The sequence below is a fragment of the uncultured Roseovarius sp. genome, from assembly GCF_963972555.1.
Taxonomy (GTDB): domain Bacteria; phylum Pseudomonadota; class Alphaproteobacteria; order Rhodobacterales; family Rhodobacteraceae; genus Roseovarius; species Roseovarius mucosus.
The window spans coordinates 91,992-115,015 of sequence record NZ_CAXAUM010000010.1 but is presented as its reverse complement, the minus strand read 5'-3'; the positions used below and the strand labels follow the sequence as shown (position 1 = coordinate 115,015).

Genomic DNA, 23,024 nt, shown 5'->3' with positions numbered 1-23,024 from the left:
GTGGTTAGAAAAACCAGCCCGGGCTTGACCCGGGGCCTCACCCTTCCCACAGCCTCACCCGCCGCAGGCTTGACGCGCGGCCTTGCTCCACAAAGCATCGAGGCCCCGGGTCAAGCCCGGGGCGGGGTTCACACATTCATAACCATTTTTCGCCAAGACTGCGGAATGACACATTTCGTCTACATCATGGCATCGCGCCCCTTTGGTGCGCTTTACACCGGACGCACGCATGACCTGCGCAGCCGGGTCGGAACGCATCGCGCTGGTCTCTCTGCCCATACGGCGAAATACAATATCGGGCGGCTGGTCTGGTTCGAACCATTGGACGATTTCCAAACCTCCCTCCGGCGGGAGCGGTCAATCAAACGCTGGCATCGCGCGTGGAAAATCGCCTTGATCACAAGCGCAAACCCCGACTGGCGGGACGTTACTTCAGAGATACCAGACTCCTAACGCAACTCCCCGGAGCTTCACTCACCCGCCCCGGGCTTGACCCGGGGCCTTGCGCCAATCAACCCGAGGCCTCGGGTCAAGCCCGGGGCGCGATCAACCCTCGATCCGCGTGAGGTCCGCCGCTTGCAAGCAGATATTGCGGATGCTGCTCAGCAGGTTGAGGCGGTTGCGGCGGATGACCGCGCTTTCGGCATTGACCTGCACGGCGGTAAAGAAGGCGTCAATCGGTGCCCGCAGCGCCGCCATCGCCGCCATCGCACGCGCGAAATCCTCGGCCTTGAGCGCGCTCGCAATCGCAGGTTCGGCGGCTTCGAGCGCGGCAAAGAGCGCGCGCTCCTCGTCCGTTTCCGCGAATTTCACATCCGCGCCGTAGGAATATTCCACCCCATCCTTTTCCTCGGCCTGGGTGAGGATGTTGTTGGCGCGCTTGAAGCCCTGCAACAGGTTCTCGCCATCGTCGGTCTTGAGGAAATCGCCGAGTGCGCGGGCGCGGTGGACGAGAAGCGTGAGGTCGTCATTGCCCGGCATGGCCAGACAGGCGTCGATCACGTCATGGCGGAGGCCCTCGTCGCGCAGATGGACCTTGAGGCGGTCGTGGAGGAAGGAGAGGAGGTCTGCCGAAAACTCGGGCAAGGTCGCACCGACCTGCGCCACGAGCGTGCCAGCCCACTGATCCTTGGGCTGACCGTTGCTCTGGAGCCGGTCCAAAACCGCGTGAAACGCAGCACCGAACACGCCATGTTGCGCGACTTCATCCAGCACTTCTTCGAGAGTGTCGATTTCACCCTTTTCCGCCTTGTGGCCATAAAGGTTGATTTTCTGGCGCAAAAGCTGGGCGTCGATAGAACCGGCCAGAGGCACCCTCAACCCATTCCCCAACACCAACCGGATAACCCCCAAGGCCGCGCGGCGCAGCGCGTAGGGGTCTTTCGATCCCGTCGGTTTCTCGTCAATCGCCCAGAACCCCGTCAGCGTGTCGATCTTGTCGGCCAGTGCCACGGCCACCGACACGGGCGCGCTTGGCACGGCGTCGCCCGGCCCCAGCGGCGAATAATGCTCTTGGCAGGCCGCCGCGACGGCCGGATCAAGCCCTGCCGCCTGCGCGTAATAGCGCCCCATCAAGCCCTGCAATTCCGGGAATTCGCCCACCATGGCAGATTGCAGATCGGCCTTGGCGACCTTTGCCGCCTGCTCCGCCAGATCGGCATCGGCCCCCACAAGCGGCGCGATTTCACGCGCCAATGCCGCGATACGCGCAATCCGGTCAGCCTGCGATCCCAGCTTGTTGTGAAAGGTGACATGGGCGAGCCCTGCGCCCATCCCCTCCAGCCCCTCGGCCTGCACGGTGCGCAGGTCGTTTTCCCAGAAAAATTTGGCATCCGACAGACGCGCCGCCAAAACCTTTTGATTGCCCGCCAGGATGGTCGCGCCCTGATCGGCGGTCTCGACATTGGCCACGGTGACAAAGCGCTCGATCCGGCCCGTCTTGGGGTTTTTCACCGAGAAAAACTTTTGATGTTCCTTCATCGAGGTTTGCAGCACCTCGGGCGGCAGGCCCAAAAACGCCTCGTCGATCCGCCCCATCAGCACCACGGGCCATTCCACCAGCCCCGCCACCTCGGCCAAGAGGCCGCGATCCTCGACCAGTTCCAGCCCCGATGCAAAGGCCTGATTGCTGGCCTCTTGCCAGATATGCTGTGCGCGTTCCTCGGCCTCGAGGATGACATGCGCGCGGCGCAGCTTGGCGCGGTAATCGTCGAACGACGTGACGGCAAAGCGCCCCGCGCCCATGAAGCGGTGCCCCTCGGTGGTGTTGCCCGCGCGGATGCCGTCGACGTCGAGATCGACCACCGTCACCTCGCCCGCCTCATCGGTCAGGATGCAGAGGATGGAATGCAGCGGGCGCACCCAACGCAACGATCCGGCCCCCCAACGCATCGACTTGAGCCAGGGGAAATTGCGGATGATCTTGTCGAGTTCCTCGGCCACGATGTCCGCCGCCGGGCGTCCGGGCTTGGTGATCGTGGCGAAATAGACCTGCCCTTTTTTCTCATTGCGGATTTCAAGCTGATCGCGGCTCAGCCCCGCGCCACGCAAGAAACCCTCGATCGCCTGTTCGGGCGCATCGACGCGCGGGCCCTTGCGCTCTTCCCTGGTGGTCGGACTCTGGCCGGTCAGCCCCTGCACCGTCAGCGCCAACCGGCGCGGCGTGGAAAAAGCCGCGGCCCCGGCATAGGTCAGGCCTGCCGCGACCAGCGCCTCGGTCAGGCGCGCGCGCAAATCGTCGGCAGCCTTGGACTGCATCCGTGCCGGGATTTCCTCGGAAAAGAGTTCGATCAGGAGGTCGGGCATGGCTCAGTATCCTTGGGGCGGTTTCGGGCAATCGTCGGGCGCGGGCTGTCCGTCAAACACCACTTCGCCGCAGCGGTTGATCTGGTGCCAGACATAGCCGTGCCCGTCCTCGGTGATGGCCACCACACGGTCGACACCATAGGTCACATCCCGCTGGCCCAGAAAGGCCAGCGCGCGGCCCTCTTCCAGCGCCTTGCCGATGGCTTGGGCGTCGTAGCAGTCGAACCAGTCGGGCGCGGTCAACGGCTCTGCCCGCTCGTAGATTTCATAGGTTTCGCTCAACAGCGCATGGCTCATCGGGGTGGTGAAACAGGCGCGATAGCGGATCGGGCTGCTGTTGGCGTCGATCGCGGTAAAGCCGTCGTAGAGCACCGGTTCCGGCGCGCCCGTGACCAGCGAGGTCAGGACGACATCGTTGCTGCCATCCGCCGCCACCTCTTCGTAGAAGTGATAGACTTGCAAATAATACATGGCCGCACCGGCCACCAATGCCGAAATCAAGATCGCCCCCGCCAGTATCTTGCCCATTATGCCGCCTGCCCCCCGGCCTCTGTCTGCACGAAGGCATCGGCGCATTGCTTGGCCAGCGCCCGCACCCGGCCGATATAGGCCTGCCGCTCGGTCACGGAGATGACACCGCGCGCGTCAAGCAGGTTGAAGAGATGGCTGGCCTTGATGCATTGGTCATAGGCGGGATGCGCCATGATGATCCGCTTGCCGGTCTTGGGGTCCACGGCCTCTTGCGCGAGGATGGCCTGACATTCGGCCTCGGCCTCTTCAAAGTGGCGCAAGAGCACGTCCGTGTTGGCCACATCGAAATTCCAGCGGCTGTATTCTTCCTCGGTCTGGCGAAATACGTCGCCATATTTCAACGGAATTGGCGCGGCGGGATCGTTGAAGGGCATGTCCATCACATGATCAATGCCCAGCACATACATCGCCAGACGCTCCAGCCCATAGGTCAATTCGCCCGACACCGGCGCGCAGTCATGCCCCCCGACCTGCTGGAAATAGGTGAATTGCGACACTTCCATGCCGTCGCACCACACCTCCCAGCCCAGTCCCCAAGCGCCGAGCGTGGGGCTCTCCCAGTCATCCTCGACAAAGCGGATGTCATGCAGCGCCATGTCGATGCCGATGGCGCGCAGGCTGCCAAGGTAAAGGTCCTGCATATCGGGCGGGCTGGGTTTGATCAGCACCTGATACTGGTAATAATGCTGGAGGCGATTGGGGTTCTCTCCATAACGCCCGTCGGTGGGGCGGCGCGAGGGCTGGACATAGGCCGCAGCCCAGGGCTTTGATCCCAAAGAGCGCAGCGTGGTGGCAGGGTGAAAGGTGCCGGCCCCCACTTCCATGTCATAGGGTTGCATCATGGCACAGCCCTGACCGGCCCAATAGGCCTGAAGCCGCAGGATGATCTCCTGAAAGCTGCGCGGTTTCTCGGTCCTGTCGCTCATGCCTGACCCCAATGCTGCCCCTGATTTGCCGCCCTTACCTAGGCCGGGGGCGCGGCAGGGTCAATCGGGCGTTTGGCCCCGCCGCCGCCGCGCAAAGCCCGAAGTTTTCGGGTGCATCGCCGTCCAGTTTTGGTAAAACCCCCAAAAGGTCTGAATGACCGTAATCACGACAGAATTTAGGGAAGCTTATGGCGCGCATCTTACTGGGGTTCATTTTTTCGATTTTCATCGCATTGCCAGCGGCGCGCGCGCAGGAGGAGCCGGTGGTCTGGGTTCAGATCGAGGCACAGCCCAGCCTGACCGAAGCCCAAACCGCCGCCCGGCGTTACGGGGCATCTCTGGCGGATGTGAACGGGTTTTCCCTTGGAAACGGCTGGTATGCCATAGCCCTTGGCCCCTATCGGCAGGAAGAGGCAGAGCGCGTGCTTCAGGTCTACCGCGCCGAAGGGGTGATCGCCCGCGACAGCTATATCGCCGCAAGCAGCGATTATCAGCAACAGTTCTGGCCCATCGGCGCCAATCTGCTGGACGGTCAAGTCGCCCCCGCCCCCACCGCGCCCGACAGCCCGCCCGTCGTGGCGCTCGACCCGGCCCCCGCGCCCGCCCCCGAACCCGTGGACGAGACGCCGCGCCAGGCCCGCGAGAGCGAGAGCCAGCTTGACCGCGACGCACGCGCCACCCTGCAAGAGGCGATGACATGGGCCGGTGTCTATGACGGCGCGATCGACGCAGCCTTTGGCCAGGGCACCCGCGCGGCCATGGCCCGTTGGCAGACCCAGAACGGGTATGAGGCGACCGGCGTCCTGACCACCCGGCAGCGGGCGGAATTGCTGCGCCAGTTCAATGCGGTATTCGACGGGCTTGGCCTTGAGGTGGTGCGCGACAACGCGACCGGCATCGCCCTTGAATTGCCGACCGCCGTGGTGGGGTTTGACCGTTACGAGCCGCCTTTCGCGCATTTCAACGCGACGGGCGATATCGACGCGCGGGTCCTTTTGATCAGCCAGACGGGCGACCGCACCACGCTGGCGGGGCTCTATGACATCATGCAGACGCTGGAGATCGTGCCCGAGAGCGGGCCGCGCAGCCTTGAGGCCGACAGCTTCACCCTGATTGGCGAAGGGGCGCTGCAGATTTCACACACGCAGGTCTGGCTGCGCGATGGCGCGCTCAAGGGCTTCACCCTTGTCTGGCCCGCCGGGGACGAGGCCCGTCGCAGCCGTCTTTTGGGGCGGATGCAGGACAGCTTTGAGTGGTTGCCCGGCACGCTCGATCCCGCCGAAGGCAGCGGGGCGCAGGATATCGACCTGGTCTCGGGACTGGAAATCCGCAAGCCGAAACAGGCGCGCTCCGGATTTTATGTCGATGCAAGCGGTGCCGTGCTGACCACCGCTGAGGCGGTGGAAGGATGCGGACGGATCACCATTGACGAAAGCTATGAGGCCGACGTCGTGCTGAGCGATGCCGCCTTGGGTGTAGCGATCCTGCGCCCCCGGATGCCGCTGGCACCGCTGCGCGTGGCGGCGTTTCAAGAGGTGACACCGCGCTTGCTGAGCGATGTGGCGGTGGCGGGCTATTCCTATGGCGGCCTTCTGGGTGCGCCCACCGTGACCTTTGGCCAACTGGCCGAATTGGAGGGGTTGAACGGCGAAACCCATCTCAAGCGGCTTGCCCTTGCAGCGCTCGACGGCGATGCCGGGGGTCCCGTGCTCGATGCCGGAGGGGCAGTGCTGGGCATGTTGCTGACACGGGCACAGGATGGCCGCGCCCTGCCCGAAGAGGTCAGCTTTGCGGCCACCAATGGCGCGCTGCAAGACGTGCTGACGCGGGGCGGCATCACCCCGCGCCTGACCTCGGATCAGGGACGTCTGTCGGCAGAAGCATTGACGGACCGGGCCGGCGACATGACGGTTCTGGTCAGTTGCTGGGAATGACCAAACGGTGAGGCGGGGCGGGATCACCCGGCCCCTACTCCCCCTTGATCTGCACCGAGAAACTGCGCTGCGCCCCCGAGGGCGGGGCGGGAAACGGCGCGGCGCGCTCGACCACGGTCAGGGCCGCACGGTCAAGTCGAGTCGAGCCCGAGGAGCGCGCGACGCGGACCGAGGCCAGACGCCCGCCCTCACTGATCGAGAATTGCACCAGCGCCGCGCCGCGCGTGTCGGCGCGGGGCCGAGGCACCCGCGCAAGATGACGCATCACCTGACCGGGATAGGTGCTGGCGGCGGCATTGCCCTGGGCCGCGCTCTGGCTTGAGCGGTCGCGCCCTTGCCGCGCGGCTGTGGCGGTCTCGTGGCCGGTCATGCTGCCGCGGGTGGTGGTCTGATCGGCGTTGCTGCCGGAGGTGCGCCGCACCCTGGCCTTGGCCTTGTCCTCTGGCTCAGCGCGTCGCACTTCGCGGGCCGCGGCATCAGCGGGGCGCGCCATGGGGCGGCGCGAGACCTGAAGACCGGTTTCGGCATTGGCTTGAGCGGTGGTCTGCGGCAGTTGCGGGGAGGCGGCGAGCGCCACATCTTCCGCCGGGGCCGCCGCAACCGGCAGAGCGCTGGCGGCCTCAGTGACGTTCTGCGGCGCTGATGGCTCTGCGATCTCGGGCCGTGTCGGGCGCAGGGTGTCTTCTGCCCTCACGGTCGGTGTGACACTGGCCTCTGACACGGGCCGCGCCGCCCCAGCCACCATATCGGCAAAGCTCGAACCCAGCATGACCTCGGCCACGCCCACGCCTCCTTCGACCTCTGCCCGCATCGGCGGCGCAGAGGCCCATATCCCCGCGCCATGCAGCCCCAGCGCCGTGACCGCGCAAACCGACAGCACAAATCGCGAGCTACGGATCATGGCAGCCCCCGTTGCGTGACCATCACCACCCGCCCCGCCCCTGCCCGGCGCAGCGCCTCGCCCAGCCGCAGCAGATCCGCCGCAGGCAGCGCCGCGTCAGGCACAAGGCGCAGGGTGGCGCGCGCCTCTTCGGGCAACGCGGCGACATAGGCGGCGGCATCCGGCAGAGGCTGGCCACGGTAAACCAGCCGCCCATCGGCATGCACCACCAGCGCATCGGGTGGCGCGCGCCCCTCCAGCTCCTCGGTGCGCACCAACCTCAGATCGCCGTCCAGCGGCGGGGCCAGCGTGGCGGCAGCCATGAAAAAGATCAGCATCAGGAACACGATGTTGATGAGCGCGATCGTCGGCTCGCGGCGGGAAAGGTTCCTCTTCATGACGGCACCAGAACCTGCACTGACAGACCGGGAAGGGCGCGCAGCGCCACCAGCAGATCGGTCAGACGCTGTGCGCTGACACCCGCATCGGTGCTGATCAGCACGCGGGTAGCGCCCTCGGCCAGCGGCGCAATCGCCGCGCCCAACCCATCGAGCGGCACCGCGCGCGCATTGATCCGCAGCTCCTCCGCGCGCAGTTGCAGGAAGATAGGGCGCGCCTCGGACACCGCCTGCCCCTGCCCCGCCGTGGCCAGATCCACCTCTGAGAATTGCGCAAAGGTCGAGGAAAGCATGAAGAACAGAAGCAGCAGGAAAATCACGTCGATCAGCGAGGTGAGCGACAGCTTGCGCCGCTGGAACCCGGCCCTAGGCATGTGCGGGCACCGCCCGAGCCTGGGGCGAGCCCTCTGGCGCGGCCCGCCCATCAGGGCCCAACACAACGCTCAGCGCGTGATCGGCCAGCGCGCGCTCTTCCGCCATCCGCGCTTCGAACCATGACAGCACGACCGAGGCGGGCATTGCCACCGCCAAACCGGCGGCGGTGGTCAAGAGCGCCACCCATATCCCTCCCGCCAAGAGCGACGGATCGACCTGCGCCCCCGCCGATTGCAGCGCCTGAAACGCCTCGATCATCCCCAACACCGTGCCGAAAAGGCCCAAGAGCGGCGCCACCTGCGCCACGGTATCGAGAAAGCGAAAACCGCGCTCGAGCCGGGCAAAGCGCGCCTCGGCCTCGGCCATCAGCCGCCGCGTGGCCGCGCCATCCTGCGGATCGGCGGCAAAGGCGCGGGCCATGACCGGGGCCAGATAGCTCTGCGAGGTGGCAAGCGTCTGGCGCGCGGCAGGGGCTGCACCCCGGTCCCATTCGGCCACGGCGGCGCGCAGCGCGCGGTGCCGCCCCACGCCAGAGGCGCGGAATTGCCAGAGTTTGTAGAGAATGACCGCCAGCGTGCCGACCGAAAGCACGGCGATAAGGGCAATCACCGGCCCGCCCATTGCGATCAAACCCTCAAGCCGCGCGATCATGGCCCCGGCCCCGTTCATCCTGTCACCTCGATGCGGGTCTCTGAGGAGAGGCGCAGCGCCGCGAGACAGGCACCGGGGGTTATCCCCGCCCCGTCACAGGTGCCGATGCCGTTGATCAGCACGGCCCCGATCCTGTCACAGCCCTGCCCCGCCAGATCGAATTGCCGCACGCGCGGGCGCCCCTCGGGCAGCGCGCCGAAATCAAAGAGCGTCAGGCTGGCCACACGCCCCGCCGCGTCAAAAAGAACCGCCTCGGCCACCAGCTGTTCCAGCGCTGCGCCCAGATCATTCTGCAGCACGAAGGTCAGGCGGCAGCCGCCCGCCTCGTTGGTCCTTGTGCTGTTGAGGGTGAGCGAAAGCGCAGGGGCCGTGCGCTCCTCCGCCAGCGCCGGGGTCATCGCGCCAAAAAAGGCTGCAACAAGGCAGGGACGCAGGCCGCAAGATGCCGTCATGGAATGCTCCTTTCCCTCTGTCGTTCGAGGGCATGGGAACCGCATGGCTGGCACGGGGCTGGCACGGGGATAAGGTGAATCGCGCCGGACCGGCGCGAGGGATGCGGTGTTTCTGGCTGAGTTGACTGAAAGAGTCAAGTTTACTTCAAGTCGTGTTGCGCCCCGTCGAACCCACACACGTCCCGGGCTTGACCCGGGACCTTGCCGAGGCAGCCGCGAGGCCCCGGCTCGGGGGCCGGGGCGATGGCCCCCGAGCGGACACCACCCGCTCTGGCAGGCGTGTCACTCCTTGGTCTGGTCTTTACTCTGCGACCCCGTTGGCGCGGGTTGGCCCTGCGGCGGCTGACCTGCCACCGCCTGCTCTTGCTGCCCGGCCCCAGCCCGCGCCGCCTGAAGCGATTGCAGCCCGCGGTGCCGGGCCTGACAGGTGTCGCAGTCCACTTTTGGCGCAACAGACGCCTCTTGGGCGGCCTCGACAGAGGCCGCGCAGAGCAGGACCGCGAGCAGCAGCCCTGCTTTCATGCCGGCACGGGCGCTGAGGCAAGGTAACGCTCCAGCGGCGCGTAGGACTGCGCGTCGCCGGCATTTTCAAGGGCCAGATACTCGAGTGCGGCCACCTCATGCCCGGTCAGGAACCGCAGGCGCGGCTGATCCGCCTCGGGCCCCATCGCCTCGAGCGCCTCGAAGGCCGCAAGATAGGCGGGGTATGTGCGGTTCATCTCATCCAGAAGCCCCGCCCATGTCCCCGGCGCACGGCGCGCCTGTTCGTGACCGCTTGCGGTCAGGCTCTCGACCGACCGGGGCGACAGGGCATATTGCGCGATAAGCGGGGCAACACCCGCCGCCGCGTGGCGTTCGACCTGGGCCAAGAGCGTCAGGCGCTTGTGCTGCGCAGGGTCGGGAAAGCGGCGAGCGAGGCCTTGGAAATAGGCCTCCCCCTCGATCTCTTCCTCGTAATAGAGCAAGAGTTTGGCGAGATAGGTCTGGTCCGGTTGGCTCATGTCGGCTCTCCTCTTGTCTCTGCGGCACCGACGGGCGCGCCCACGTCGATCCGGTCGTGTTTCATCGGCAGGTCCGGATCAACCGGAGCGTCCAGTTCCTGCGCATAGCGGTGCCCGGCATGAACCGCCGCCGCGATGATCGCCGGGGCCTCGCAATCACCGATGCGCGTGAGGCTAAAGGGCAGCGGACCGGCCAAGGCGCGCAGATCTTGGTATAGCCCATCCTCGGGACGCCGCGCGCTGACCATCACGAGATGGGTCGCAGGCAGGGTCAACTCTGCCCCGCCATAGGCGCAAGGCAGCACGACCGCGCGCCCGTCAAAGCCCGCAATCTCGCGCGCAGGTTCGAACCGGACACCAAGGCCTTGCAGGTGGCGGCGCACCCGCCAGCGTTCGGCGGTATGGCCCGCCCAGCGCGATAGGCTGTCGTCGGGGGTGGCCAAGGTCACGTCGAGCCCCGCCGCGCGCAGACGCTCGGCCACGACGCCGCCCATGTAATAGCCATCGCCGTCATAAACCACGGTCGGCCCATCGGGCAGGCGACCGGCCATGATATCGTCGGGCGTGAGGATATGCGCCTCAGCCGCGCCCTTGGCCACGGGATAGAACACCTCGCCATCAAAGACGTCCTTGCGCCAATGCGCGCCGGTGGCGATGGCCACATGATCGGCACCCACGTCCAGAACATCCTGCGCCGTCAGGCGGCTTTCGCGGAAAATCCCGACATTGGGCATGTCGCGCAGGGCCTGCTCGCGGTAGTCGCGCACCCGGATATATTCGCGCAAGCCCGGCAAGGCGGCCTCGCGCAGAACGCGCCCGCCCAATTCGCGCGTGGCCTCGGCCAGCGTCACGCGATAGCCGCGTGCCCCCAGGGCGCGCGCCGCCTCCAGCCCCGCCGGTCCGGCCCCGACGACGAGCACATGCGCCGCGCTGCCCTGTGGCGCGATGCGTTCGGGATGCCAGCCGCGTCTCCATTCCTCGCCCATGGTGGGGTTTTGCGTGCAGCGGATCGGCACGCCGAGGCTGTCGCCGGAATAACAGACGTTGCAGCCGATACATTCCCGGATGGCCCCAAGCCTGCCCTCGGCGATCTTGCGCGGCAGAAACGGGTCGGCAATCGACGGGCGCGCGGCCCCAATGAAATCCACGATGCCGCGCCGCACCTGAGCGGCCATCGTATCGGGCGAGGTGAAGCGGCCGACGGTGACAACCGGCTTGGTCGTGACCGATTTCACCCATGTCATGTAAGGCTCCAGCGCACCCTCCTTGACAAAGCGCGACACGCCCATTTCCAGTGAATAATCGGCGATGTTGATATCCCAGAGATCGGGCAGTTCGGCCAGCATCGCGAACATCTCACGCCGCTCTCCCCAGACGGGATGCCCGTCGCGATCTCCCTCTTCATCCGCTGCGAACCGCACCGCCACGGCGCAGCGGTCGCCGACCGCGTCCTTCGTCTCGTCTATCAGTTCGCGCACCAGTCGCACCCGGTTTTCAAGGCTGCCGCCATATTCATCGCCCCGCGTGTTGATGCGCGGGTTGAGAAAATTCGAGATCAGATAGCCATGCGTGGCATAGACATAAACGATGTCAAAGCCTGCATCGCGCGCGCGCAGGGCGGCGCGTTTGTGCCAGTGGCGGAACTGGCGGATATCGGATTTGTCCATGGCGCGCGTCTGATAGGGATGACCCGCGAGATTGGGCACCGACCCCAAATCCATCGGCGGCAGCCGCGTCATCATGTTGGGCGTGCGCGCGCCCCCATACCAAAGCTCGGCCCCCGCAAGCGCCCCATGTTCATGCACGGCCTCGGTCATCAGGGCATGGGCGCGCACGTCGCTCACATCCCAGAGCGAGGCCGACGGATGCGGCAGGTCATCAGATGTCGGGTGGATGGAATTGTATTCGGTGCAGACCACACCCCAGCCACCCTCGGCCTTGACGCCCCGCATGGCCGCAAGTGTGCGCGGCCGCATCCAGCCCATGCCGGTGCAATGCGGCACCTGATAGAAGCGGTTGGGCGCGGTGACGGGGCCAATACGGACCGGCTCGAACAGAATATCGTGACTTGGGTTGCGAGTCATCCAAGCTTCTCCGCGCGGCAAGCGGCCTCGGCGCGCGCCTCTTTCGGCATCTCGAAATGCAAAGGAAAGGCCATGGCCAGATAGGCCTGCACCTTGGCGCGCGCCGCATCGCGATCAAACGTGTCCGGATACATCAGGATATTCAGCCAGAGCCCATCATAAAGCCCTTCAAGCGTATGCGCGATGGTATCGACCGGCGGGCCGGGATAGCCGCCCTCGCGTGCAATCTCGCTGCACAGGCGTTTCGAGAGGGCAAAGCGTTCGTCGTCGAGGGCATCGACCAGCGCGCGATAAACCGTGCGCCGCCCGCCCTCGCCAAAGAATGCATACCAGACCGCCAGCTTCCGGGGCGTGCAGATCTTGGGCTCGAAATGCGAGTCGACGATCGCCATCAACTTGTCCCGCGCGCTCAGCCCTGCATTCCCATAGGCGCGCCGCCAATGGTCATGGTGTTCGCGCGCCAGAAACTTGAGCGTTTCCTCCAGCAGGTTCTGCTTGCTCTGGAAATGAAAGTTGGCGAGGCCAAGCGATAGCCCGGCAATTTCCGTGACCGTGGACATCGTGGTGCCCGCGATGCCGTATTGGGCGATAGAGTCGATGGTGGCCTCGATCAATTGCCTGCGCCGGACGGTTTTGGGCTCGGTGCGGCGGGGCTTGCCGGTAACGGAGGTTGGCGTAGCGGTCTCTTGCATGGGTTTGTCGGGGCTGGCGCTCTGGCACCGCATACCCCTCTCCTTTGATTAATCGATATCGAGCATGACAATGGACTCGGGCGACCATGAGAGCCAGAGTGCCTGACCCTCGGACAGATCATGACCCCCCATCAACCGATGGGTGTTGGGGGCAGAGACCGCGACCGGCTCTGCCTTGCCGGGAATGCTTAGGTAATATTGGCTGCGTTCGCCCATATAAGCGGCTGTGCGCAAGCGCCCCTCGACCGCAAGCCCCCCCTCTGGCCTCTTGGGCGAGAGGCTGAATTTCTCGGGCCTGAGGGCGATTTGCACCGGGGCCCCGTCGGGTTTCGTCAGCTGTGCCGTGGTCATGGGGATGGTGCCCAGCCCCTCGGCCTCAATGGCGGCCATGACAGAGCCATTGCGCCGCACGGTGCCGCGAAAGAAATTCATGGTCCCGATAAAGCTGGCGACGGCGCGCGTTCTCGGGGTCTCGTAGAGGCCAGCCGGCGTATCCACCTGCAACACCTTGCCCCCGGACATGACCGCGATCCGGTCCGATAGGGTCAGCGCCTCTTCCTGATCGTGGGTGACAAAGACAAAGGTGATGCCGACCTGCCGTTGCAGGGCGCGCAATTCCAGCTGCATCTGCTCGCGCAACTGTTTGTCGAGCGCCCCCAAAGGTTCATCGAGCAACAGCACCTTGGGTCGCAAGATGAGGGCGCGCGCCAGGGCGATGCGTTGGCGCTGGCCACCCGACAGCTCATTGGCCTTGCGGTTGCCATAGCCCGGCAGCTTGATCAGATCGAGCATCTCTTCGACCATCTCGGCACGGCGGGTGGCGGCCAGCTTTTGCTTGCGAAGGCCATAGGCGATATTGTCTCGCACGTTGAGATGCGGGAAAATCGCATAGCTCTGGAACACCATGTTGACCGGGCGGTGATGCGGCGGCACGTCCGACATCGGTTGATCGTCGATGAAAATCTCGCCCTTCGACGGGGCCTCGAACCCCGCCAGCATCCGCAAAAGCGTTGTCTTGCCACAGCCCGACGCCCCGAGCAGGGAAAAGAACTCGCCCTGCCCAATGTCCATCGATATCTCTTCGATGGCGGTAAAGGCCCCAAAGCGTTTGCTGACACTGCGGATAGAGATGAAACGGTCCGAGGGGGTCATGGATGAGGGGGCCTTCACTCTTGTTCCTCCAGGCCTTTGCGCCCGATCCATTGGGCGACAAAGACAAGGGCGAAAGACACGAAAAGGATCAGCGCGGCCATGGCCAGCACCGAAGGGAACTCCTTGGGAAAGCGCAACTGCCCCCAGATATACATCGGCAGCGTCGGATCGGTGCCGGTCAGAAAGAACGCCATGATGAATTCGTCAAACGAGATGGTGAAGGTCAACAAGAGGCTCGCCACGATCCCCGGCATGACCATCGGAAAGGTCACGCGCCAAAATGTCCACCAGCCGTTTTCGCCCAGATCGGCCGAGGCTTCTTCCATCAAGGGATCGAACCCCTCAAAGCGCGGCAAGAGCGTGGCCACGGCAAAGGGCAGACAGATGATGAGATGCCCAAGCCCGACCGTGTAAAGCGAAAGCGGCACACCCATCCGGCTGAGCAGCACCAGGAGCGCCACGCCAAAGATGATGCCGGGAATGACCAGTGGCATCATGATGAAGGTCACAAGCGCCCCCTTGCCCCGCATCCGCGTGCGGGTGATCGCGCGCGCTGCCATCACCCCCAGTACCGTCGAGATGACAGAGACCACCAGCCCCACCTTGACGCTGTTCCAGAGCGCATTCCAAACCGGCTCGCGGGTCCAAAGCTCGCCATACCACTTCAGGGTTACGCCCTGAAGTGGAAAGCGGACATAGATTGAATCGTTGAAACTGAAGAGCGGGATGAAAAGCACCGGCACATAGAGCACGATCAGGAACAGCACCGCGTAGAGTTGCAGCGCGCGGTTCGGGCGCTTGATATAACTGCTCATGTGATGCGCACCTGCACCTTGCGCGTGACAAGCAAAAACACCAGCGCCAGCGCCGCAATCCAGAGCATCAGGACAATCGACAGCGTGGCCCCCATCGGCCAGTTGTTGACCGCCCCGAATTGCAACTGGATGAGATTGCCGATCATCGCCCCATCCGGCCCGCCCAAGAGCGCAGGTGTGATGTAATCGCCGGTGGTGGGGATAAAGATCAGGAACGAGGCCGCGATCACCCCCGGCATCGACAGGGGCAATGTCACACGGAAAAACCGTGCCATCGGCCCATCGCCCAGATCGGTCGCGGCCTCAAGAAGAGAGCGGTCGATCTTTTCCAGCGACACATAGAGAGGCAGAATGGCAAAGGCCGCCCAGGCATGCGCCAGCGTGATGATCACCGCGGTGGGGCTATAGAGCAGGAAACTGAGCGGCGCCTCGATCAACCCCGCCGACATCAGCCCCGAATTGATCACGCCCTCATAGCCAAGGATCACCTTCCACGCAAAGACCCGCAAGAGATAGCTGGTCCAGAATGGCAGGGTCATCAAGATGATCCACATCATCTTGTTTCTATGGACATGAAAGGCCACAAAATAGGCCATGGGATAGCAGAGCAGCACCGTAACCACGGTGGCCACGCCCGACATCCAGAACGACCGCAACATCAGGGTGCCATAAATCGGCTCACTCCAGCTTCGGGCGTAGTTGGCCATTGTCAGCGTGGTGTCAAAGCCAAAGCCCTGCCGGGTCCAGAGGCTGATCACAATGAGAATGACAAAGGGCAGCACAATGCCAAAGGTCATGATCGTGAGCGTGGGGGCCATCATCAGATAGCCCCGCGCGCTCTCGCTGCGGTGAAACAAGCGTAAAATGCGCGACCCAGACGCGCGAGGCGGCCCGTCCGCTGTGCGGCGTTTCGGCAAAGAGGTTTCGGCCATTCCTGCGCGCACTCCTCAGAGGCTGGATCAATAGGCCCGCCCGCCGGGGCGGACGGGCGGTGCGGGCGGGGTCAGAACCCGGCCTTGATCTGCTCGAAGAGCTCGTTCATCTGGGTTTCCCATTCCTGCGTTTGCGGCTGCTGGAAATGCCCCGCGTTCAGGATCTCGACCGGCTTCTTGCTCAGGCCAAGCCCCGCCAGCGTCTCTTCGTCGAACTTGTCGAAGGCCTTGCTGTTGGAATGGCCATAGCCCCAGTCGTTGATCATGAAATGCCCGGTCTCGACGCTGAGCAGCGAGTCGATCACGTCATAGGCCCGGTCGAGATTGGGCGCGTCCTTGTGGATCATCACGCCGCAGACCCATGTCAGCGCGCCTTCCTTGGGCCGCGCGAATTTTACAGGTATGCCCTCGGCCTGAAGCAGCACAGCAGAGCTGTTCCAGGTCATCGAGGCCACCATTTCCCCCGCCGAGAGCGCCTGCTCCAGCGTGGTCGTGTCGTCGGTATAAAGGCGGATCAGCGGGCGTTGTTCCCGCATCACGGCGGCGATCTTGTCAAAGGCTTCGGGCGTGTCGATATTGGCGAAATCAACGCCGGCCTTGATCGCCCCGCACCACCAGGCATCGCCACCCGAGGCCAGCGACCCCAGCCGCCCGGAATACCGCTCATCCCACAGGATGTCCCAGCTTTCCTCGCCCTCCAGATCCACAAGGTCTGTGCGATAGGTGACAGAGGTTTGCCCCCAATCAAACGGCGCCATCCAGACCTTGCCCGCCTCGGCATCATTGCCCGGCAGATCGACCAGTTCCGGGATCACATCGCCCCAGTTGCCGACGCGGCTGGTGTCAATCGGCTGGAACAGCCCCGTCTGCACCCAGCGCGGCATCGACTGGTTGCAGGGGTGCGAGACATCGACGACAAAACCGCCACGCATCTTGGTCAGCGCCTCTTCCGAGCCGCCGAAAATGGCGAAATTCGGCAGAGCGCCGTTCTTTTCCTGATAGGGGCCAAAAAGTTCGGGGATGTCATAGCCCCCCCAAGTGAAATAGGTGGCCTGATCGCCCCCAGCGGCGAGGGCACGGCGCGCAGGCAGTGGCACGGTGGTCAGTGCCACCCCCGCCGCGAGCAATCCTTTGGTAAATTTCCGTCGGCTCAGCTTGCCTTGGCGCACAGCGCCGAGTTGGTCCAGAATGTCCATGTGGTCCCAGTCTCCCCTGTTGGCGCAGGCCCACTTTTGCGGTGGGTCCCGTCACGCAATCGTTATGGTTCATGCGCCACAGCTCAGGACAGTTGACATTTTCCGTCGCTCGGGCATGTCATTGAATGGTCGTTCAATCATCTCAGCCATATGGGAATCGAGTCAAGGACTTTGCTCGACCCCGCTGCGGCGGGGACATGTGCTGGCGTCGGAATGATCAAGGATCGCGCAGCTTGGGCGCAAAAAACAGGTCAAAGGAGACACGACATGCGCGACAATTCCGGCATCATCCGCCTGAACCCGAACGGGCCTGCGGGGCTGACACACGTGTCCATCGACCCGGCAGAATTCGACACCCCGCCCGAGGCACAGACCCTGCATGTCTACTTTTCCGATGCCGACCTTGGCCTCACTGTCGGCGTCTGGCACTCGACCCCGATGCAAGAGGCCTTCGGTCCCTTTCCAGGGGACGAGTTCATCGTCCTGCAGGAAGGCGCGTTCAACCTGCGCGACGCCTCAGGCGCGGGCATGGGGGCGCGGGCGGGGCAATGTGCCGCCATCCGCAACGGCATCCCGGTCAGCTGGCAGCAGGAGGACACTGTCCGAAAATTCTTCATGACCTACAACGATCCCCGCGCCGCAGCGCCACAAGACCTGACGGCAGAGGGCGGCTTGGTCGTGCTCTCGCCCGAGATGACGTTGACCGATGCCGAACTGATGGAGGACACCAGCACGCCACAACGCGACCGCATCCTCTTCAGCAGCGATCTGGGCAATTTCGACATCGGCCTATGGGATACCCAGGTGCTGAATACCGAATTGGAACCCTTCCCCTATCACGAAATGGCGCAGGTTCTGGAGGGCGAGCTGTATCTGACCGAAGCGGACGGCACCCGGCACCATTTCACGGCGGGCGACGTGTTCTTTATCCCGGCTGGCACGCCCTGCATCTGGCATGTGCCCAAGTACCTGCGCAAATTCTACGCAGCCCTCGATCCCGCAAACCGCCCCCAGGGCTAATCGCGCCGCGTCAGGTTGTGGGCGCGCGCAGCAGGTCCGGCACCAGCCGCGACAGGCACACTTTGCTCGCCGCCAAGGCGCGGGCGCGGTCATAGCTTTCGGGTGCGAGATGCAGGCGTTGCCAATAGCCATCGGTGAGGGATTCCATCCACTCGGCCAATTGCTCCGCCTCCGTTTGGCTAGATTGAGGCAAAAGCGCCGCCCAGATGCCCGACAGCGCCGCATGGCGCCGCGTGTCGAACTCTGCCGCGACCTCGGCGTAGTGTCCCGTAAACCGCAATTCACCCCAGAACGCGAACCAGAGCGGCAGGACATCGGGGCCACAGGCCTCGGCGCTGAAATCCGCCGCAAGAAGGGCTATCAGCCGGTCCATTGGCGCATCGCCCGCCCCCTCCAGCGCCCGCATCCACAGGCTCTCATAGCCTTCATATAGGTCGCGCAGCGTCTCGGTCAGCAGCCCACCTTTCGAGGTGAAATAGAACACCGCCACGCCCTGCGACAGCCCTGCCTCATCGGCGACGGTGGCCAGCGTGGTGCGTGCCAGACCATGCGTCAGGATCGACCGCCGCGCCGCATCCAAGAGCTGCCTGCGGCGACGTTCGGCGTTCTCTTTGCGCTCTTTTCGCGGTTTTCTGGTCGTCACCCCGCCCACGTCCGGCCCTTTTCAACTGGTTTCACCATCCATGCCACAGGTCGCGCAGCACGTCAGCCCATAAAAATTTATTTGAGCGCTCAAAAAACTTTACGACGAAATCCGACTTGGCTAGGATGACGACAGGAGCAACGCCATGCGGTCCCAATCCTCATTTGACGCCATCATCATCGGCGCGGGCCATAACGGCCTGACCGCCGCCGCCTATCTCGCGCGCGCTGGCCGTCAGGTGCTGGTTGTGGAAAAGAACGACTGGATCGGCGGCGCGGCGGTGAGCCGCTCGCTGCACGAAGGGTGGACCTATTCCAACTGCTCTTATGTCTGCTCGCTCTTGCGGCGCGAGATTGTGCGCGATCTCGACCTGCCGAAATACGGCCTACAGGTGATTCCCTATGAGGGCGGGGCCAGCTTTACGCCGGACGGCGATTATTTCGCGTATTACTCGGATCATCACGCGCTTCAGCGCGAAATGGCGCGCCATTCGCCCCGCGATGCCGATGCCTATCCGCGCTATGCGCAGATGATCCTGCGGCAATGCCGGTTCATCCGCCCGTTTCTGTTGCGCGACGCGCCTGATCCCGCCTCGCTGCGCCCGCGCGATCTGGGCGAAATGGCCTATATGGTGAAACAGGCGCATGGGCTGGGGCGCAAGGAGCTTGCCGAAACCCTGCGCTTTTGGACCATGTCCATCGGCGATCTTCTGGACGAGCATTTCGAGAACGATCTGATCAAGGCGCATCTGGCCGGGTCGGGCATCATCGGCACGGGGCTCGGCGTCTATTCGCCGGGCACCGCCTATGTGCTCTTGCATCATTACATGGGCGATATTGACGGCGGCATCGGGGCTTGGGGCTTTGCGCGTGGTGGCATGGGGGCGATTTCCAACGCGCTCGGCGCGGCCTTTGAGGCGGCGGGCGGCACCATTCATGTTGGCGCAGGCGTGGCGCAAATCCTCGTCAAGGAGGGGCGCGTGACTGGCGTGGCGCTGGAGGATGGCACCGAGTTTCACGCGCCGGTCGTGGCGTCGAACATGGATGTGAAACGCACATTCCTCAGACACGTGGACCGCGCCGCCCTGCCCGAGGAGTTCACCCGCGCGGTGGAGCGGTTCAAGATCCGCGGCTCGTCCGCCAAGCTCAACATCGCGCTCGACCGGCTGCCCGCCTTTCCCGCCGCGCCCTCGCATGCCAGCTTTCTGCGCGGCGATCTGCATGTCTCGCAAAGCCTATGGGAGTTGGAGCGCGCCTATGACGACTGGAAGGCCGGGCGCTGGTCGGCGCGCCCCTATATCGACATGCTGATCCCCAGTCAGATCGACCCGACCATGGCCCCGCCGGGCAGCCATATGATGACGGTCTTTGTGCAATACGCGCCCTATGATCTGGCGACCAACGGCCAGCGCAGCGGCCAGAACTGGACGGATACCGCACGCCAGGCGCTGGCAGAGACCGTGCTCGATCAAATCGCCATCGCCTGCCCGGATATCCGCGACCGCATCCAGCATATGGAGGTCCGCTCGCCCCTGGAGTTGGAGACCGAAGTGGGTCTGACCGAGGGCAATATCTTTCAGGGCGAGTTGACCTTTGATCAGCTTTTCTTCAACCGTCCCGTGCCCGGCTATTCCGGCTATGGCTCGCCCATCGGCGGGCTCTATCTCTGCGGCTCGTCTGCCCATCCGGGCGGCGGGGTGATGGCGGCACCGGGGGCCAACGCCGCCCGCGCCATCCTGCGGCGCGAATGGCCCCGCGCCCCGCGCAAGGGCTATGCCGCATGAGCACCACCCGCAGCTTTGACAGCGTCGTGATCGGAGGCGGGCTGAACGGGCTCGTGGCAGCGGGGGTGCTGGCGCGGGCGGGGCAATCGGTTTGCCTGCTGGAACGCGCGGCGCATCTGGGCGGCATGGCCGCCCCCGATGCCAGCGGCGCACCGCGCATGGCACATCTGCTCTATAATCTCAGCCCCTTGGTGCGGCGCGAGTTGGGCTTGGGTGCCCGCGATTGGCCGTTCGAAACTGTGGCTTTACCCACGGTGGCGCTCTCCGAAGATGGCCGCCATGTGGTCACGCAAGGTGCAAGCGTCCGCTTTGCCGATGGAGGCACACACCCCGATGCGGCGGGTTTTGCGGCGTTCCACGAACGCCTCACCACCCATGCCGCGCTCTTGCGCCACCTCGCCGAAGCCGCCCCGCCGGGGGGCGCGGCACCCCTGCTCTCGCCGGACCGGATCAAGGAGATATGGCGCCTGGGCCGCATGGGCCTTGGCCTGCGCCGCATGGGCAAGCCCGAGATGCGACGTTTCCTGCAAACCCTGCTCTCGAACGCCTATGACCTCATCCTCGACGACATTCCCGATGGCCCCCTTGCGGGCCTATTGGCGGCGGATGCGGTGCGCGGGGCGGCGGCGGGGCCACGCGCCCCCGGCACGGTTTTTGGCCTTCTTTACCGCATGGGGCATGGCGGCGGCGCAAGCCTGCCCAGGGGCGGCATGGCGGCGGTGATCGACGCTTTCGCCGGGGCAGCCGGGCGGGCTGGCGCGGTGATCGAGACAGGCTGCGGCGTGGCCCGCATCCTCACGGATCAGGACCGCGTGACCGGCGTGATCACCGACCGGGGCGAGACACTCCATACCGCCCGCGTCCTGAGCAGCGGCGGCGCGCGGATCACCGCAGAGATGACGGGGCTTGCGCATTTCGACATCGAAACCACCCGTCGCCTGCGCCATATCCGCGCCCGTGGCACGGTGGCCAAGATCAACCTGACGCTCAACGCCCTGCCCGCGATCCCCGGCCTGCCCGATGATCTGCTCTCGGCCCGCCTTATGATTGCGCCCTCCGCCACTTATGTCGAAGACGCCTTCAACCCCTCGAAATACCGCGAGATGTCGCCCAATCCGGTGATCGAGGCGCTCTTGCCCGGTCAGACGGACCCGGCCCAGCGCGGGGCGAGGGGCCATGCCCTGTCGCTGATCGTAAGCTACGCGCCGGTTGATCTGGCGGGCGGCTGGAACGCAGCCGCACGCGATACCTTGCTCCAGACCACCCTCAAAACGCTCACCCGCTACGCCCCCGGCCTGCCCCAGCTTGTGACCGGAGCCGAGGTGATCCCGCCCGACTGGATCGAGGCCGAGACCGGCGCGCCCGGCGGACATTGGCATCATGCGGAAATGAGCCTCGATCAGCTTCTCACCCTGCGCCCCGCCATCGGCATGGGACGTTATGCAATGGGACCATCGGGGCTGTATCTCTGCGGGGCCTCCGCCCATCCCGGCGGCGATCTGATGGGGCTGGCGGGGCGCAATGCGGCGCTGGCGGCCCTCAGAGGCGCGCCATGAGCATCGCCACCGATCCCAAGCTGGGTCTCATCGACGGGCCCGTGCATCCCCGGCTTGCCGCGCTCAACCGGGCGCGGGGCTGGTATGGCTGGGCCGGCTATGCGGCACCCTCGATGCTCGACTCGGTGGAGTTCGAATATTTCGCCCTGCGCAATCAGGCCGCGCTCTTCGATATCTCGCCGCTGCACAAATACCGCATCACCGGGCCGGATGCGGCGCGCGTGCTCAACCGCCTTGTCACCCGCGACGTGACCAGAATTGCGACAGGCCGGGTCGGCTACGCGGTCTGGTGCGACGAAGAGGGCAGGGTGATTGACGACGGCACGCTCTTTCACCTCGGGCCCGAGGATTGGCGCCTCTGCTGTCAGGAACCGATGCTGACATGGCTCTTGGAGGCGGCATGGGGATTTGACGCCGACGTCCACGACGAGAGCCGAGAGATGGCCGCGCTGGCGCTGCAAGGGCCGACCGCCTTTGCGGTGCTATGCGCGGCGGGGCTCAACATGGGGCATCTGCGCCCTTTCGAGCTTGCGCAGGCGGAGCCGGGCCTCATGATCTCGCGTACCGGCTTTACCGGCGATCTCGGATACGAGCTTTGGACCGCGTGGGGCGATGCCCTGCCCCTCTGGGATCGGCTCTGGCGCGCGGGCGAAAACTTGGGCCTGCGCGCCATCGGCTACGAGGCGGTGAACATCGCCCGGATCGAGGCGGGGTTCATGGTCGCTGGCGTCGATTTCCAGCCCGCCCATGCCACCGAGCGCCTGCACCGCGCGCATACGCCGCTTGAATTGGGGCTTGGCCCCATGGTCGATTTCACCAAGGGGCATTTCAACGGCCGCCGCGCGCTCCTGGCGGCCAAGCCCCGCAGCCTCTTGATGCGGCTCGATGTCGAGGGGTTCAAACCCGCCCAAGGCGCGCTGATCTATCACGCCAGGCGGCGCGAGGTGGGGCATGTCACCTCGGGCGTCTGGTCGCCCACCGCAAAGCGCAACATCGCCCTCGCCCATGTGCAGATGCCCTTTGCCGCGCGGCACCCGAGCGACCTCTGGGCCGAGATCTACACGCTGGAAGAAGGAAAATGGGACCGCCGGATGGCACGGCTAACGCCGGTCAGATCGGCCTTTTTCCGCCCGCCCCGCGCCCGCGCCACCCCGCCCGGCCAGACCTGATCTGACCAGACCTGACTTCAGACGGAGAA

The 23,024-nt window shown here is 64.9% G+C and carries 23 protein-coding genes; 6 read left to right on the top strand and 17 right to left on the bottom strand.

The genetic code is table 11. From position 1 onward, the window contains the following. The first annotated feature begins 165 nt into the window (after positions 1-165). Positions 166-453 (top strand): GIY-YIG nuclease family protein, encoded by a 288-nt coding sequence (locus AACZ65_RS11680; RefSeq protein WP_339671012.1) that lies wholly within the window; start codon positions 166-168, stop codon positions 451-453. 93 nt (positions 454-546) lie between these two features. Here the strand turns inward: AACZ65_RS11680 and glyS are convergent, their stop codons facing one another. The 3 genes from glyS to AACZ65_RS11665 are packed head-to-tail and all read right to left on the bottom strand — an operon-like array spanning position 547 to position 4,262. Further along, positions 547-2,805: a glycine--tRNA ligase subunit beta gene (gene glyS, locus AACZ65_RS11675; RefSeq protein WP_339671010.1), complete on the bottom strand. Its 2,259-nt coding sequence runs from the start codon at positions 2,803-2,805 to the stop codon at positions 547-549. A gap of 3 nt (positions 2,806-2,808) precedes the next feature. Next, positions 2,809-3,333, bottom strand: a complete 525-nt coding sequence (locus AACZ65_RS11670) for a DUF6446 family protein (RefSeq protein ID WP_339671008.1) — start codon at positions 3,331-3,333, stop codon at positions 2,809-2,811. Further along, a complete protein-coding gene (locus AACZ65_RS11665; RefSeq protein ID WP_339671006.1) occupies positions 3,333-4,262 on the bottom strand; it encodes a glycine--tRNA ligase subunit alpha in 930 nt (309 codons plus the stop codon). Before AACZ65_RS11665 ends, AACZ65_RS11670 begins: the two co-directional genes overlap by 1 nt. A 188-nt stretch (positions 4,263-4,450) precedes the next feature. Here AACZ65_RS11665 and AACZ65_RS11660 point away from each other — a divergent pair, with 188 nt between their 5' ends. Further along, the gene (locus tag AACZ65_RS11660) at positions 4,451-6,196 is read left to right on the top strand and encodes a serine protease (RefSeq protein WP_339671004.1); all 1,746 of its coding nucleotides are present in this window, start codon (positions 4,451-4,453) and stop codon (positions 6,194-6,196) included. 34 nt (positions 6,197-6,230) lie between these two features. On the opposite strand, the gene AACZ65_RS11655 is transcribed toward AACZ65_RS11660, so the two are convergent. The 13 genes from AACZ65_RS11655 to AACZ65_RS11595 all read right to left on the bottom strand — a co-directional run bounded on the left by AACZ65_RS11655 (position 6,231) and on the right by AACZ65_RS11595 (position 16,824). Continuing rightward, complete coding sequence (locus tag AACZ65_RS11655) at positions 6,231-7,097, bottom strand: TonB family protein (protein WP_339671002.1); 867 nt, start codon at positions 7,095-7,097, stop codon at positions 6,231-6,233. Further along, positions 7,094-7,474, bottom strand: a complete 381-nt coding sequence (locus AACZ65_RS11650; RefSeq protein ID WP_297542097.1) for a biopolymer transporter ExbD — start codon at positions 7,472-7,474, stop codon at positions 7,094-7,096. The genes AACZ65_RS11655 and AACZ65_RS11650 overlap by 4 nt, the downstream gene beginning before the upstream one ends. Further along, entirely contained in the window at positions 7,471-7,848 is a 378-nt protein-coding gene (locus tag AACZ65_RS11645) for a biopolymer transporter ExbD (RefSeq protein ID WP_339670999.1), read from the bottom strand. The genes AACZ65_RS11650 and AACZ65_RS11645 overlap by 4 nt, the downstream gene beginning before the upstream one ends. Continuing rightward, complete coding sequence (locus AACZ65_RS11640; protein ID WP_339670997.1) at positions 7,841-8,518, bottom strand: MotA/TolQ/ExbB proton channel family protein; 678 nt, start codon at positions 8,516-8,518, stop codon at positions 7,841-7,843. Before AACZ65_RS11640 ends, AACZ65_RS11645 begins: the two co-directional genes overlap by 8 nt. After that, on the bottom strand, positions 8,515-8,952 hold the full coding sequence (locus tag AACZ65_RS11635) for a hypothetical protein (protein ID WP_339670995.1): 438 nt from the start codon (positions 8,950-8,952) through the stop codon (positions 8,515-8,517). The genes AACZ65_RS11640 and AACZ65_RS11635 overlap by 4 nt, the downstream gene beginning before the upstream one ends. Before the next feature lie 282 nt (positions 8,953-9,234). Continuing rightward, positions 9,235-9,474, bottom strand: a complete 240-nt coding sequence (locus AACZ65_RS11630; protein WP_339670993.1) for a hypothetical protein — start codon at positions 9,472-9,474, stop codon at positions 9,235-9,237. Then, positions 9,471-9,953 (bottom strand): hypothetical protein, encoded by a 483-nt coding sequence (locus AACZ65_RS11625; RefSeq protein WP_339670991.1) that lies wholly within the window; start codon positions 9,951-9,953, stop codon positions 9,471-9,473. Before AACZ65_RS11625 ends, AACZ65_RS11630 begins: the two co-directional genes overlap by 4 nt. Continuing rightward, positions 9,950-12,037 (bottom strand): FAD-dependent oxidoreductase, encoded by a 2,088-nt coding sequence (locus AACZ65_RS11620; protein ID WP_339670989.1) that lies wholly within the window; start codon positions 12,035-12,037, stop codon positions 9,950-9,952. Before AACZ65_RS11620 ends, AACZ65_RS11625 begins: the two co-directional genes overlap by 4 nt. Further along, positions 12,034-12,762, bottom strand: a complete 729-nt coding sequence (locus tag AACZ65_RS11615; protein WP_339670987.1) for a TetR family transcriptional regulator C-terminal domain-containing protein — start codon at positions 12,760-12,762, stop codon at positions 12,034-12,036. The genes AACZ65_RS11620 and AACZ65_RS11615 overlap by 4 nt, the downstream gene beginning before the upstream one ends. A gap of 15 nt (positions 12,763-12,777) precedes the next feature. Beyond that, on the bottom strand, positions 12,778-13,881 hold the full coding sequence (locus AACZ65_RS11610; protein ID WP_339670985.1) for an ABC transporter ATP-binding protein: 1,104 nt from the start codon (positions 13,879-13,881) through the stop codon (positions 12,778-12,780). A 14-nt stretch (positions 13,882-13,895) separates the two neighbouring features. Next, positions 13,896-14,696 (bottom strand): ABC transporter permease, encoded by an 801-nt coding sequence (locus tag AACZ65_RS11605; RefSeq protein WP_339670983.1) that lies wholly within the window; start codon positions 14,694-14,696, stop codon positions 13,896-13,898. Next, entirely contained in the window at positions 14,693-15,628 is a 936-nt protein-coding gene (locus AACZ65_RS11600) for an ABC transporter permease (protein WP_339670981.1), read from the bottom strand. Before AACZ65_RS11600 ends, AACZ65_RS11605 begins: the two co-directional genes overlap by 4 nt. Before the next feature lie 71 nt (positions 15,629-15,699). Then, positions 15,700-16,824 (bottom strand): extracellular solute-binding protein, encoded by a 1,125-nt coding sequence (locus AACZ65_RS11595; RefSeq protein WP_339670979.1) that lies wholly within the window; start codon positions 16,822-16,824, stop codon positions 15,700-15,702. Between the two features lie 267 nt (positions 16,825-17,091). Here AACZ65_RS11595 and AACZ65_RS11590 point away from each other — a divergent pair, with 267 nt between their 5' ends. Further along, the gene (locus tag AACZ65_RS11590) at positions 17,092-17,844 is read left to right on the top strand and encodes a cupin domain-containing protein (RefSeq protein ID WP_339670976.1); all 753 of its coding nucleotides are present in this window, start codon (positions 17,092-17,094) and stop codon (positions 17,842-17,844) included. Positions 17,845-17,854: 10 nt separating this feature from the next. Here AACZ65_RS11590 and AACZ65_RS11585 read toward each other — a convergent pair whose 3' ends face one another. After that, positions 17,855-18,496 carry a TetR family transcriptional regulator C-terminal domain-containing protein gene (locus AACZ65_RS11585; protein WP_339670974.1) on the bottom strand — a complete coding sequence of 214 codons (642 nt, stop codon included), beginning with the start codon at positions 18,494-18,496 and terminating at the stop codon, positions 17,855-17,857. A gap of 136 nt (positions 18,497-18,632) precedes the next feature. Between AACZ65_RS11585 and AACZ65_RS11580 the strand changes: the two genes are divergently transcribed. The 3 genes from AACZ65_RS11580 to AACZ65_RS11570 are packed head-to-tail and all read left to right on the top strand — an operon-like array spanning position 18,633 to position 22,995. After that, on the top strand, positions 18,633-20,270 hold the full coding sequence (locus AACZ65_RS11580) for an NAD(P)/FAD-dependent oxidoreductase (RefSeq protein WP_339670972.1): 1,638 nt from the start codon (positions 18,633-18,635) through the stop codon (positions 20,268-20,270). Next, on the top strand, positions 20,267-21,826 hold the full coding sequence (locus tag AACZ65_RS11575; RefSeq protein ID WP_339670970.1) for an NAD(P)/FAD-dependent oxidoreductase: 1,560 nt from the start codon (positions 20,267-20,269) through the stop codon (positions 21,824-21,826). The genes AACZ65_RS11580 and AACZ65_RS11575 overlap by 4 nt, the downstream gene beginning before the upstream one ends. Next, positions 21,823-22,995, top strand: a complete 1,173-nt coding sequence (locus AACZ65_RS11570; protein ID WP_339670968.1) for an aminomethyltransferase family protein — start codon at positions 21,823-21,825, stop codon at positions 22,993-22,995. Before AACZ65_RS11575 ends, AACZ65_RS11570 begins: the two co-directional genes overlap by 4 nt. Positions 22,996-23,024 lie beyond the last annotated feature (29 nt).